The sequence below is a fragment of the Streptomyces spectabilis genome (genome assembly GCF_008704795.1).
Taxonomy (GTDB): domain Bacteria; phylum Actinomycetota; class Actinomycetes; order Streptomycetales; family Streptomycetaceae; genus Streptomyces; species Streptomyces spectabilis.
On the sequence record NZ_CP023690.1, the window covers coordinates 1024331 to 1037736 of the forward strand.

General features: G+C 74.1%; 9 protein-coding genes and 1 pseudogene. 5 read left to right on the top strand and 5 right to left on the bottom strand.

Annotated features, from left to right (window positions below; genetic code table 11):
- Nucleotides 1-30: 30 nt before the first annotated feature.
- The 3 genes from CP982_RS04120 to CP982_RS04130 form a co-directional block, all read right to left on the bottom strand.
- Nucleotides 31-432 (bottom strand): VOC family protein, encoded by a 402-nt coding sequence (locus tag CP982_RS04120; protein ID WP_150509210.1) that lies wholly within the window; start codon nt 430-432, stop codon nt 31-33.
- A gap of 41 nt (nt 433-473) precedes the next feature.
- Nucleotides 474-1193 (bottom strand): NADPH-dependent F420 reductase, encoded by a 720-nt coding sequence (locus CP982_RS04125; RefSeq protein ID WP_150509211.1) that lies wholly within the window; start codon nt 1191-1193, stop codon nt 474-476.
- A 230-nt stretch (nt 1194-1423) separates the two neighbouring features.
- A complete protein-coding gene (locus CP982_RS04130; RefSeq protein WP_150509212.1) occupies nt 1424-6832 on the bottom strand; it encodes a sacsin N-terminal ATP-binding-like domain-containing protein in 5409 nt (1802 codons plus the stop codon).
- A 151-nt stretch (nt 6833-6983) separates the two neighbouring features.
- On the opposite strand from CP982_RS04130, the gene CP982_RS04135 reads away from it, so the two are divergent.
- The 4 genes and pseudogenes from CP982_RS04135 (at nt 6984) to CP982_RS04150 (ending at nt 10724) form a co-directional block, all read left to right on the top strand.
- Nucleotides 6984-7820, top strand: a complete 837-nt coding sequence (locus CP982_RS04135; RefSeq protein WP_150509213.1) for an alpha/beta fold hydrolase — start codon at nt 6984-6986, stop codon at nt 7818-7820.
- Between the two features lie 58 nt (nt 7821-7878).
- Nucleotides 7879-8349, top strand: coding sequence for a GNAT family N-acetyltransferase (locus tag CP982_RS04140; RefSeq protein WP_150509214.1), 471 nt, complete (start codon nt 7879-7881; stop codon nt 8347-8349).
- A 140-nt stretch (nt 8350-8489) separates the two neighbouring features.
- Nucleotides 8490-8924 (top strand): annotated as a pseudogene (locus CP982_RS42395) (GAF domain-containing protein); the annotation flags it as partial.
- A gap of 606 nt (nt 8925-9530) precedes the next feature.
- A complete protein-coding gene (locus CP982_RS04150; protein ID WP_150509215.1) occupies nt 9531-10724 on the top strand; it encodes an aromatic ring-hydroxylating oxygenase subunit alpha in 1194 nt (397 codons plus the stop codon).
- A 70-nt stretch (nt 10725-10794) separates the two neighbouring features.
- On the opposite strand, the gene CP982_RS04155 is transcribed toward CP982_RS04150, so the two are convergent.
- Nucleotides 10795-11217 carry a DUF6299 family protein gene (locus CP982_RS04155; protein ID WP_150509216.1) on the bottom strand — a complete coding sequence of 141 codons (423 nt, stop codon included), beginning with the start codon at nt 11215-11217 and terminating at the stop codon, nt 10795-10797.
- Between the two features lie 507 nt (nt 11218-11724).
- Here CP982_RS04155 and CP982_RS04160 point away from each other — a divergent pair.
- Complete coding sequence (locus CP982_RS04160) at nt 11725-12378, top strand: DNA alkylation repair protein (protein ID WP_212669224.1); 654 nt, start codon at nt 11725-11727, stop codon at nt 12376-12378.
- On the opposite strand, the gene CP982_RS04165 is transcribed toward CP982_RS04160, so the two are convergent.
- Entirely contained in the window at nt 12375-13259 is an 885-nt protein-coding gene (locus CP982_RS04165; RefSeq protein WP_150509218.1) for a hypothetical protein, read from the bottom strand. The two genes, CP982_RS04160 and CP982_RS04165, sit on opposite strands and share 4 nt — an antisense overlap.
- Between the last annotated feature and the right edge of the window lie 147 nt (nt 13260-13406).

A 13406-nucleotide genomic window follows, 5' to 3' on the forward strand; every position in this document is an offset into this window, starting at 1 on the left:
GGTTGGTGGTCGATCGGGCGTGCGGCCGGGTCAGCGGGCGCCGTGGACGCAGAACGGCTGGCCGGACGGGTCGAAGAGGACGGTCCAGTGCTCGCCGCCGGGCTGGAAGTCGGGCTTGGTCGCGCCCAGTTCCAGGAGGCGCTCCTCCGCGGCCCGCGCGTCGTCGAAGACGAGGTCCATGTGGAAGGGCAGCGGATCCTCGGGCCAGTTGGGGGCCGTGAAGGACGCGCTCGTGTAGAAGAGGTGCATGGCCTCGCCCACGTAGAACGCGAAGGCGACGTCGGTGCCGTGCTCGTCGGGGAAGGTGGCGCTGACCTCGGTGCCGAGGGCGGCGGCGTAGAAGTCGGCGAGCCGGCGGCCGTCCTCGGCCCACAGGGCCTGGCAGATGATCTTCCCCGCCAACGGGGTGCCGGTGGTGTCGGTGCTGGTCATGGCAGGTCCTTTCTGGTCGTGTCGCGTCGGCGGCGGGCCGCTCAGCGCACGACCTTGACGCCGAAGTGGCCGCCGAACTGCTGGCCGAGCCCGAAGCCGATGGCCGAGTGCATGTGGGCGTACATCTCCATGCCGCGCGAGCAGACGAGCGGGCCGAGGTCGAGGATGTCGGTCCAGCCGTAGGACTGGAGCAGCTCGGTGACGGTCCGCTTGGCGTCGTCGTGGTCGGAGGCGACGAACATGGTGTGGTCGCCGTCGCCGACGGCCTTCGGGTTGACGACGGTGGACTGCTCCTGGGTGACGAAGCTCTTGACGACCTTCGCCTCCGGCAGGGCGCGCTGGATCCGCTCGCCGAGGCTGTCGGTGTCGCAGGGGTCGAGCTTCGGCATGACGCCCCACGGCGTGGGCCAGGGGTGCTCGGCCTCGTGCTGGTAGACGAACGGCACGGCGTAGTCGATGAGGGTCTTGCCGCTCAGGCTGGTGGCGATGCCCGTCAAGGCGGCGACGGCGTTGTGCCCGTCGATGCCGTTGATGACGACTTCGCCGGCGGCCGCGGCGGCGTCGCCGAAGCTCAGCAGGGTGACACCGGGGTGGTCGGCGAGCCACTGGCCGTAGGGCGCGTTGCCCATCATGTCGGGCTCGGTGCGGGCCAGGGTGGCCTCCGGGTCGCGGGTGCCGACGAACACCTCGTGGCCGAGCTCGACGAGCTTGGCGGTGTGCTCACGGGCACCGCCGCCGGTACCGAGAACTGCGATCTTCATGACGAGCCTTTCGCTGGGGGCAGGACCTCGGGGAGAGCCCCCGAATGAGTGGTACATACGTACTGTACAACGACTCAGACATCAGCGCAATACGGACATTGCGCGCACATCACCCACCGCAAAGCCCCTGGTCGGCGCACGAACCGGCTCAAGAAGTGGAAGTTTCACCGACCCGCTCAGGCCGGGCGAACTTCAAGACATATGTACTAAAGAAGCCTCCGCGACGCCGATCACCACCGGTACGAGAAGCGCAGGGCGCCGCCCTCTTCCCGGTAGCGGCCGCGACCGCGCCTGCCGAAGGGGTTCGGGAGCATGCGGACGCCCACGCGCTCCGGCTCCAGGACGCAGGTGACCACGAGGAGCCGCCAGCGGTCGTTGCCCGCGTGCCGCTGGGCCGCGCGGACCTCGCTCTCGCCGAGGTCCAGCCGGCCGCCGTCGCCCTGGGTCGCCTTCACCTCGAACATCAAGGGCCGCTTGCCGGAGCCGACTTCGAAGTCGTAGCCGAGGCCGTCGTCGCCCGCGGACCCCGGGAAGAGCCTGCGGCGGTTCGTGGACACCCAGCTCGTCTCGTCCGCGGCCTCGGGGTAGCCCCGGCACAGCCAGTGGTAGGCGTACCACTCCCCCATGTAGCCGATGGCGTCGCGCTGGGCCGGGGAGAGCCCGGCGTCCGCGCCGCCCCGGCGGCCCGCGGTGCCGCGGCGGCCGCCGCCGGACGGGCGGCGCGCCGGGGGCAGCTCCTGGGGCCGGGTGAAGGCGACGCGGCCGCCGCCGAGGCCGGGGATCCCGTCCCGGTCCAGGGCGCGCTGGAGCGTGGCGGTCAGGTCGGTGAGGTCGTCCGTGCGCAGGTCGATGTCCCTGCCGCCGACGGAGAGGGTGCGGCTGCGGCGCTCCCGCTCACGGCGTTCGTGCTCCGCCGCGTTCCGCACCCGGTCCAGGGCGGCCGCGGTGAGCCCGTGGGCGTCGAGGGCGACGGTCGCGGGCATGCCGTCCGGCCAGTGGCCGAGCGCGGCGAGCCGGCCGACGACGTCGTCCGGCGCGAGGAGGCGGAAGTCCAGTGCTCCGGACGCGTCGAGCCGGTCGGTGACGGCCTCGGCCGGGTTCGCCGCGGCCAGGGGTTCGGGCAGCGGGTGCCCGGCCGCCTCGACCAGGGCGACGAGGTCCGCGACGGCCCCGACGACGGCGCGGCGGTTGCCGCTGCGGACCTGGTCGACCGGAGGCAGGTGTTCGCCCTCGCGGGGAGCGGGCGCGCCGAGCCGCAGGGCGAGCTGTTCCTCCACGTGGGCCTCGATCAGCGGCGGTTCGGCGGTGTCCACGGTGTACGCCCATGCCTCCGGGGCCGTGATCCAGTCCAGGGAGCGCAGCGCCGGCCAGGCCGGCAGGGGCTCGCACGCGTCGAAGGCGTCGAGGGCGGCCCAGCGCAGCCGGTTCACGAGGGCCTTGCGGTGCAGGTCCAGATGGCCGCGCACCGCCTCCTCGTGGGCCTCGGCGTGGCTGACGGGGCCGGGGCCCGGCAGCGTGCGCAGGGTGTCGTTCAGGGCGGCGAAGTCGATGTCAAGCAGGAGCCGCAGCTCGTCCAGGTCCCGGGCCGTGCGCGCCAGGCGGACGAACTCCTCGGGCGGCAGCGGAAGTTCGTCGGCACAGCCGTCGAGCGCGGTCTGGAACTCCCTGGTGTCGCGGGGCGGCGGCACGGTCAGGTCCTGCGCCGCGGCGGGGCCGAGCAGATGGACGAGGAGGGGGAAGCAGCGCTCCAGGACCCCGCCGACGGCTCCGTCGACGCGCCGGCTCGTCTCGTCGACCTGGGAGCGCGTGACGCCGAGGGCGTCGGCGAGTTCGTCGGGCGCGGGCGTGCGCGGATCGGCGTGGCAGGAGGCGAGGTGGAGGGCGGCGAGGCGCAGCCGGATGCCGAAGTCGCGGTGCCCGAGCAGATCCGCGAGGGCGGGCGCGAGCCGGGCCGTCTCGGCCCAGCCCGGCTCGGCGTCCCGGGTGAGGAGCAGGGGATGCTTGGCGTCGGGCAGGGGCAGGACCCCGCCGAGCCGCCCCGGCATGGTGACCGGCCTGCCGTCGAGGGCGATCTCCCAGGTGCGGTAGCGGTGCAGGCGCACGCGGCGGACCGCGGCGGTCAGCCCGGCCAGTTCGGCGTCGCTCGGCCGGGGTCCTTCCGCCACGTGGTCGGCGAGCACGCCGACCGCGAGGGTGAGCCAGGGCAGTTCCTCGACCAGGGGCTCGCCGAGGGCCGCGGCGTTCACGAGTTCGCCGTCCACGGTCACGGAGAACGCGGCGTCGTCGACGTGCCGGACCGCGTCCGCGCGGCCGCGGCCGAGGCGAGCGGCGGCCTCCGCCGCGACACCGGGTACGACGAGCAGCGGCCGTCCCATCTCCCGTACGAGCCGCGCGGTGAGGCTCTCGCGCTCACCGCTGACGTACAGCACGGAGTCCGGGCGGTCCGCGTCGGCTTCCGGCCTCTCGGCGCCCGGGGACGAGCCCCCGAGGTCGGAAAGGCGCACCGCGATCAGCCGCTCCCCCGCCTCGGCGAGGACGCGCGCATCGCCCGGCAGTTCGCGGGACGCCTGCTCGACGAGGTGCTTCCAGGCGCGTTCGTTGGCGCGCTGTGCGGCGGGCCGGTCGTCGCCGCCGACCTCGCCGTCGGCGACGAGCCGTCCGAGCGCGGCGACGAGCCGGGCGCTGTCCCGGGGGTCGTCCCACGTCGGAAGCCCGAGGGAGCGCATCCGTACGCCGGTCTGCTGGGGCTCGATGAGGGGGCGTACGCGGCGGTCGACGCCCGGTGCGTACAGCGGTTCCTCGTCGAGTCCCGGCGGGCAGTACCAGGCGTCGGCGGGGCGCACGAACCGCACGGTCCTGCCGCGTCCGCGCACCGGCAGCCACGGCTGCTCCCTGAGGAAGGCGGCCAGCGGGGTCCGCACCCGCTCCCGGTCGTCCCTGCGGCTGCCCGCGCTGGTCCACGTACTGGTGAAGTACCGGTCGGTCCAGTCGGCGAGGCCGCGCAGGACCAGGCGCGCGTACGCCAGGCGGGCGCTCTCGCCGAGCCGTCCGACGACCTCCTGCCCCGGCAGCCAGAACGCGGGACTGCCCTCGTAGGGCGTCTGCGGGTACCAGGCGCCGGAGGACGGGCGGGCGACGTGCGGCTCCCACTGGGCGGCCACGCCCGGCGGCACGCTCGCCATCCGCACCAGGCGGGACGTGACCAGGTCCTGGCCGTACTCGCGGCGTACGGCCTTGGTCGCGTACACCGGCGAAAGGCCCTCGCTGACGCCCGCTTCGAGGAGGAACTCGCGCCACTCCTGGGCGCTCTCACCGCGCCTGAGGAACGCCTCCGGCGGGGCGGTCAGCCGTCTGGCGAGCCGTTTGAGGCTCGGTGACGCCTCCTGGCCGGCCTCCACCACGACGACGAGGTCGTCCCCGCAGGCGCCGTCCCAGCCCCGGCCGAGGACGGCCTGGCCCGCCCGGATCGGCGCCCCCTCGGCGGAGGGCACGTAGAGGCCGAGACTGCCGACGGCCATCCCGCTCGTCGCGCGCCGTGCGCGCCACAGCCGGAAGACGAAGCGGAGCGCCTGGTCGCGCAGCTTGCGGTCCTTGCTCTCGGCGAGGGCGCGGCGCACGTGTTCCAGGAGGCCCTTCACGTCGAAGGGCCGTACCAGACCGGCGTGTTCGAGGAAGAAGCGGGCGGGCTGGCGGCGGATGTGCCGCTCCCTGTCGGTCCAGGTCAGGCCCGGGTGCAGGGAGAAGAGGCGCTTGCCGAGCACGGCGGGGACCGACAGGGCGTCGCCGTCGCCGCCCAGGTCGCCGCGGACCGGCTGGAAGAAGGCCTCGCGGCGGGCCCGCCGCCCGCCCCTGCCGTCCGGCCGCGCCTCGCCGTTGGCGTGCCGCAGCGTCCCGTCGTCGGCCAGGAGCAGCCGCCGTCCGCGCAGGACGGTGCCGTCGTCCTGGAACAGGGCCGCCATGTCGTCGTACACGTCGTCCCAGATCTCCACCGGGTCGCCGGGGCCGGGCAGCGGAAGCGTGGCGATCATGCGCTCCACGTGTGCGGCGAGGGCTTCCGGCGCGGGCTCCCAGGGGCAGCCGAGGGCCTTGCAGACGGAGGCGAGGCGCTTGAGCCGCTCGCCGCCGGCGTCGGGGTCCGCGACCACGGCACCGGCGTCGTGGGCGCGCCGCGCGGTGAGGACGGCCAGGTCGTGCTCCGGCCACAGGACGGCGTGCCGGGGCGCGGCCCAGGCGGTGTGCGGGGGCGCGCCGTCGGCGGCGAGTACGGGGACGAGCGGTACGTCGGCCAGTTCGCGGCCGTGCACGCGCCGGGCCGCGGTGACCAGGAGACCGGCCTTGCGCTTGCCGGTCTCCCAGCTCACCAGGTCCACGGCGATGCGGCGCAGGCGCGCGTCGCCCGCGGCGCGCAGGCGCTCGGCGGCGGCGAGGCAGGTCTCGGCGAGCGCGTCGAACAGCATGGCGTTCAGAGGGTGTTCGGCGTCGAGGCCCGTCCGGTCCATCTTGGTGAAGAAGGGCGCGTTGACGTGGGCGGCGAGGGGCGCGGCCGCGCCGTCGCCCAGCGGCAGGAACGTGTAGGTCCGACCGCGGCGCGCCTTGCCCGCGGCGAGCGGGACGGCGATCTCGATGACGGCGGGTTCGCTCCACTCCAGCCAGGCGTCGTCGAGGAGACCGAGGCCTGTCGCCTCGGCGACGGTGCGCCGCAGCCGCTCCGGTGCCACGAGCCCGCGGGCGAGAAGGAACTCCCCGGTTCCCGCGAGGCCGACCTGGGCGAGGGCGACGTCGGCGCCGCCGTCGGCGGGGCGGGGCGGCCGGGCCCCGGGCTCGACGGGCTCCTCCGCCCGGACGGCGAACGGCTCCTCGGCGCGGGCGAGTTCATGGACCTGCCGCACCTCGCCTTCGGCCCGCCACTCCAGCGTCAGGCGGGCGAGCCGGTCGAGGAAGAGCATGACCGGCGCCTTGGCCTCGGCGAGTTCGCGAAGGCGCAGCCGCACCTCGTCGAGGGCGGCCGCGCCGCGCAGCGGGAGGCGGACCACGGTGACGTACCCCAGGGCGGCGAGCTCGGCACAGGCGCCGGGCACCTCCGTGACGGGGAACGGCACCTGGAACGGCGGGAGTTCGCCGTGGGCCTTGCGCGCCGTCGCCTCGTCCTGGAGCAGCTCCACCAGGTCGCCGCGCCGGGCGAAGCGGAAGCAGTAGCCGTCCAGCGGGCCGGGCCCCCGCCCCTCCGACGCGGCACTGTAGATCTCCGGCGCCTCGGTGATCTGCAGGACGCTGCGGAACCCCACTCCCTTGTTGCCGATGCCCTCCCCGATCGCCTTGTCGCTGCGGGCGAACTTGCACACGGCCTCCACGCGGGACCAGGTGAACGGGGTGCCGCCGTTGGCGACGTAGAGCGTGCCCGCCTCGCCTTCGTCCTCATCCAGCAGCACGTGCACCCGGCCGTCGCCGCGGTCCTTGGGGTGCGCGTCGTGGGCGTTCTGCAGCAGCTCCAGGAGGAAGCGCCCCGCGTAGTCGCGGGCGTTGCTCAAGGACGCGGCACGCAGTTGCAGACCGGGCTGCCAGGTCGGCGCCAACTGCCACTCGTGCAGCACCTTGAGCGCGTAGTCCCGCAGTCGCGCCCCATGCGCATGGTCAGTCACGGTCCCCCCAAGGGCCTGTCCGAATGCTCGGCGCCACGGTAGCGAGGCGGGCGGGCGTCGGCCTCACGTCCAAGCTCACCTGCGGCACCAGCGCCGACACCAGCGGCGAATCCGCTTGCCCGGCACGCACACCGGTGACAAGGTCGCGGCCATGCCCACGTTCTCCTCGTACGACGGAACCAAGATCGCTTACCACGTGTCCGGCGACGGGCCGCCACTGGTCTGTCTGCCCGGCGGCATGCGCGACTCCGTCTACCTCGGCGATCTCGGGGGCCTCTCCGCGCACCGCCGACTGATCATGCTCGACCTGCGCGGCACGGGCCGGTCGGAGGTCCCGGCGGACCTCGGCACCTGCCGCTGCGACCGGCTCGTCGCCGACGTCGAGGCCCTGCGCGAGCACCTCGGCCTGGCGAGCATGGACCTGCTCGCGCACTGCGCGGGCGCGAACGTGGCGATCCAGTACGCGAGCGAACACCCGGACCGCGTCGACACCCTCACCCTGATCACGCCGAGCGTCCTGGCCGTCGGCATCGAGATCAGCGCGGACGTACGCCTGCGGACCGCGCGGCTGCGCGCCGACGAGCCCTGGTTCCCCGAGGCGTACGCGGCCCTGGAGGCGATCACGGCGGGCCGCGCGACGGACGGCTCCTGGGAGGCTGTCGCCCCCTTCCTGCACGGCCGTTGGGACGAGGCCGCGCAGGCGCTGCAGGCCGCCGACGCGGAGCAGAAGAACAGCGAGGTCGTCCGGGCCTTCGGCGCGGAGGGCGCCTTCCGCCCGGCCGAGACCCGCGCCGCCCTCGCCCACTTCACCGCACCGGTCCTGCTGCTCGCCGGGGAGGTCGACCTCAACTCCCCGCCCCCGGCCATGGCCGAACTCGCCGCCCTTTTCCCGCGCGCCGAGATGGTGACGCAGCCCGGCGCGGGACACCACCCGTGGCTCGACGACGCACAGCGCTTCGTGACCACCGTGACGACGTTCCTGGACTGATCCACTGCCGGCGGCACCACCCTTGCCGTAAGAGTTCATCCAGACTTAGGGTCATTACATGTCGCGTATACGTCAGGCAGTGGAGGACGACGTCCCGGAGCTCGTGCGCCTGCGGGCGCTGCTGTTCGAGGACCTGGGCGGCGAGTTCTTCAACCCCTCGTCGGGGGACGAGGAGTGGCGGCACGCACTCGCCACGGTCCTCAAGGAGCAGCTGGGTTCGGACGCCGTGCGCGTCCTGGTCGTGGACAGCGACGGCGGGCTCGCCGCCTGCGGCATCGGCACCATCGAGCAGCGGCTGCCGGGCCCGCATCTGCGCAACGGCCGGATCGGGCTCGTCATCGGCGTGGTCACCGACCCCGCCCACCGGCGGCGCGGTCACAGCCGCGCGATCATGCACGGCCTGCTCGACTGGTTCCGCGAGCGGGGAGCCGCCCGCGTCGACCTGCACGCCTCCCACGACGGCGAACCCCTCTACCGCGCTCTCGGATTCACCGACCACCCCGACCCCGCGCTGTACTGGCGGCCGTGACGCGGCCCCGCCCGGCATGACGGCCGACACCCTCGGCGCGGCGGGCCGCCAGTGGCGCACACCTCGCGCCCGCGCCGGTGACCTCGCGGAGAACCCGGGTACACGTCCCTCCGGAACGTGGCCTTGACGCGGAGGGCGGCATGGACTGGGCCCGGTTCGCACAGCACATGGCCGCGATGGCGCGGGACCTTCTGGCGCAGACGTCGGTCGACGCCACCCTGCGGCGCGTCACCGCGTCGGCGACGGAGCTGGTGGAGGCTGCGACGCGGCGGGCATCCTGGTGCTGCACGGCAAGAGCGTGCAGACGCTCGCCGCCAGCCACCCACGGGTCGTCGACAGTGACCGGTTGCAGGAGCGGATGCGGGAAGGCCCGTGCTTCGACGCCGCCCGCAGCTCCCTGGGCTCCCGGGTCTTCCGCATCACGGACCTCAGCCGGGAGCAGCCGCGCCGGCCCGCCTACGCCCCGCGAGACCGGCGCGTTCACCGAGGCCGGCGAGCTGGCGGGCTGGCTGCTGGCCTCCCACGCGGCGGTCGCCTTCTCCGGCGCCCGCACCCACGCGCAGCTGGAGCAGGCGTAGCCCTCCGCCAGCGGCGTCCCGGCCCGTGCCCGCCGCCACGGCGGGAACTTGGCATGGCGGTACAGGTGCCGGGTACCCGCAGCGGACGGAAAGCCCCCGGGTACAGAGCCCATCAGGGAATCCACGCCACCTGAGTACCCGTGGAGGGGTGCGTCCGCAGGTCGAGTGCGCCTGCGGACGCACGCGGCCGCCACCACCCCCGGTGACGGCCGCCGTCCCGTCGGCATCGCGTCCGTACGGGACGCCCCGGGCGACAACCGTCGGAGGCCGCGAGGGAGCCGTGGCCCCGACGGTGCCGCCGACCTCGGGCGCGCACCTCGCCATGCCTCCGGTCCTACTCCCCCGCGCCCGGCCGCGACAGGGGCCGACCGGCCCTCCGCGCGGCCCGAGGGCTTTTCGGGGCCGTGCGGCGCGTGCGGCCGCCGCGCAGGTCAGCGCGGTCGCCGTCCTCCCCCGACGAGCACGGCCTCCGTCTCGGTGCCCGTGGCGGCGACGGGCCGGTCATTCGAAGGACGTACCCGGATGTCGTCCCCGGCGTCGATCCGATGCCCCACCCGTCGGCCGAGCATGAAAGTGATCCCCCAGACAAGGCGGTGACCCCTCATGCAGCACGACGGACTTTCCTCCCTCCTCGACGAACTGGCGCGCGTCGCGACGCTGCCGCTGGAGCGCGGCGAGACCCTCCCGGCCCGGGCCTACACCAGCGAGCACTTCCACGACCTCGAACAGGAGCGCGTCTTCCGGGGCGACTGGCTGTGCGTCGGCCACGTCAGCCAGGTCACGGGGCCCGGTGACTATCTGCGTACGGACGTCCTCGGCGAACCCCTGGTGATCACGCGGGACGAGAGCGGTGACCTGCACGCGCTCTCCCGGGTGTGCCGGCATCGCTTCATGGACGTGCTGCCGCCCGAGACCACGCCCGAACAGGGCACGCTGAAGCGCCTCACCTGCCCGTACCACACGTGGACGTACCGCCTGAACGGCGAGTACGTCGGGCAGCTGGCCGGGGCGCCCCTGATGAACAGGGTCGACTTCGACCGCGCCGCGTGCCGGCTGCCCCGACACCGCCTGGAGGTGTGGAACGGGCTGCTCATGGTCAGCGCCGCCCCCGACGCACCGGCGCTCGGACCGCAGCTCACCCGGCTCGACGCCGTGCTCGCGCCGTACCGCCTCGCGGACCTCGTCGTCGCGTACACGGCACGCTGGGAGAACGTCCCGGCGAACTGGAAGGTGGCCTTCGAGAACGGCTCGGAGAACTACCACCACATGGGCACGCACGCCGCCACCCTGGAGCCGGTCGTACCCGGCAAGGACACCGTCGTCGAGGAGTGCGACGGGCGCGGCTTCAGCATGTTCACACCGTTCGCCGCCGATCCGTCCCTGGAGCCGGACGCGGACGGCGTCCCGCAGGCCGGCACGCTCATCCCCGGGCTCGGCGCGCGGCAGTTGTCCGGGATGACGGTCGCGGGCGTCTTCCCGAACCTCGCCCTCGCGCTCGTGCCGGACAGCGTCACGTATCTGCGCTGGATCCCCACGGGGCCGACGAGCCATGACGCGCTCGTGACCGTCCTCGTGCCGCCCGCGGCCGTCGACCAGCCGGGTTACGCGGCCTATGTGGCGGCCTCGCGGCAGCAGCTGGAGCTGATCCAGGAGGAGGACCTGGTGGCCATCCGCGGCGTCCAGCGCGGCCTGGCCACCGAACCGGCCCCGTCCGGCGGACGGTTCTCGCATCTGGAGCGCCCGCTGTGGCAGTTCCAGCGGTACTTGGCCGGCCGGCTCGTGGGCGGAAGGCAGTAGCCCGGGCCGGCCCGGCTCCCCCGTGGAGCCGGGCCGCCGTCACGACGCCGGTCGTCGCCGTACGCCCCGGTCAGCTCAGCTCGACCCGCGCCTCCTCGTGGGCGAGCGGCTGCGGCATCGGCAGGCCGCTCTTGGTGGACAGCTTCATCAGGTGGGCCCGCACGGTGGCCTCACCGCGCTCGTAGTGGGAGCCGGTGCCCTTGCTGGTGTTCGTCCACTCGCGGACCTGGCCGTCGCAGACCGCTGCGGTGCCGCCGATGCCGGTGGACTCGTCGCCCTGGACGAGGGTGCTGCTGACGAACACCGGGCCGGGGGTGCCGTCGGGCAGGCAGCGGTACGTACCGGAGAGCGCGATGGTGCCGTCGGCGGCGACCGTGCCGGTGCCGTTGACGGTCAGGTCGTCGAACCGGCCCGCGTGGGCGGGAGTGGCGGCGGCGAGGCCCGCGATGAGCAGGGTGTTCGCGGCGGCACCGAGGGCGAGGCGGACGCGCATGACTGGCCTTTCGGGAGGTGGGGGGGCGGTATTGCCGCCGCAAGGCATACCGGAAGGCACCGTTTGCCGCTCGCAACCTCACTCGTTCGGGGACGAGTTGCGGGCCCGGGGGACGGATCCTCGGGGCGGAAGGCCCGTAGGGGCGAAGGGTCCGTGGGGGCGCGTTCGGCCGGGGGGGGGAGGCGAACGCGCCCCGCACGGAGGTTCAGGTCACTCGCTCGCGGCCGAGGCCTTCCAGCCGCCGCGGCGCGGGCGGAGCTCCAGCTGACAGAAGCCACACCACTGGGTGTGAAGTACCTGTGATCGAAGTGAGGTCAATCAGTGACGGCGGCTGCCGGGGACCACCCTGCACCGTCGGCGGGCGCTGGGAAAGATGCGGATTCGGCCGCGTGTGGCGGCCGCCGCAGGCCGCCCGCGGTCTTCCGGCATAGCCTGAAGGCCGCGGGTGAAGGACAGGAGGCCGAGGTGGGCGAGACGACACCGACCGGGACGACGGTCGCCGAGGTGATGGCCGAACTGGCCGGACTCGAGGACCCGAAGGCACGCGCGGTGAACGAGAAGCACGGCGACGACCACGGTGTGAACCTCAGCAAGCTGCGCGCCGTCGCGAAGCGGCTCAGGACCCAGCACGACCTCGCGGTCCGGCTCTGGGCCACGGACGACACCGCGGCGAGGCTGCTCGCGCTCCTGATCTGCCGCCCGAAGACGTTCACCCGCGACGAGCTGGACACCATGCTGCGCGAGGCGCGCACGCCCAAGGTGCACGACTGGCTGGTGAACTACGGGGTGAAGAAGAGCCCGCACGCCGAAGAGCTGCGCCTGGCCTGGTCCGCCGATCCCGACCCCGTGGTCGCGAGCGCCGGCTGGGCGCTGACCACCGAACGCGTGGCGAAAAAGCCCGCGGGCCTCGACCTCGCGGGGCTCCTCGACGTCATCGAGGCGCGGATGAAGGACGCCCCCGAGCGCCTGCAGTGGGCGATGAACCACTGCCTGGCCCAGATCGGCATCGAGCACCCCGACCACCGGGCCCACGCGATCGACATCGGTGAGCGTCTGGGCGTGCTCAAGGACTACCCGACGTCGCCGGGGTGCACCTCCCCGTACGCCCCCGTCTGGATCGCCGAGATGGTACGCCGACAGCAGGGCGGCGCGGGCAGCTAGTCGGTGGCGGTCCACTGGGGTGCAGGGGTGGGGCCCGGCCGCGCGGTGATCGCCCCGCCCTTCGCCCAGTCCCGGTACTCCACACGGAAGGTGTCGTCCCCGGACCCCGAGGGCACCTCGGTGCTCAGGGACTCGGGCAGATCGCGCGCGGTCACCACGAGCGTGAAGCGGACGGCGCCGTCACGGCGGTCGGCCGCGTACGGGCGGTAGAGACGGCCGATGGCCGGATCCGCGGCGAGCGTGCGCAACGGCGTGCTGCCGGTGAGCGTGCGGACGCCGCCCGCGCGTGCCGTGCTCAATGCGGTGGCGCCGTCGAGGAGCGCCACGAGATGCGCGGGCTGGGCCAGCCACCGGGCTTCCAGGGCGTTGCGGACCGCGACGTCGTCCGCCGCGGCGGCGGTCGCGTCGGACTCGGTGCGGTACGAGCCCGCCGGGCCGTACTCGGGGCCGGTCATCTCCTTGGCGGGGGTGATGACGGCACGGTTGCCGATCAGCACGATCTCCGGCGGGTACCAGGTGTGGCCTTCGCCCATGTCGTACAGGACGTGGGTCGCCGCCCGGGCCGTGGCGCCGTCACGCAGATCGAGGCGGGCCTGGCCGGTGAAGAAGTCGGGATCGCCGCCCTCCCGGGCGACGACACCGACGCCGACCCGCCGCTGGGCCACCATCGCGGCCCGGACGGGCTCGGCCCTGGAGCCGGGCGTGGCGGCAGCCGACGGCTTCGCCCGCCTTTCGCCACCGGAGCCCTCGGCGTCGCCGGGCCACAGCAGGTGCGCGCCCAGTCCCCCGGCCCCACCCACCAGCAGGCCGACCGCGACCGCCACGGCCACCGCGCGGCGGTGCGACCCCGCGGGCCTCGGAGAGATCTCTTGCTCGCGCACGGCCCAGCCCCTTCCGCACCGCCCCGGCACACCGGAGCGCCCCCTCCGACGCTCCGGCGAGAGGACTACACCGTAGGGCGCGCGCAGGCAAGGAATGACCGATTCGAACCGGGTGCCACTCTCCATGGCCAAATGCGGAATATCTCC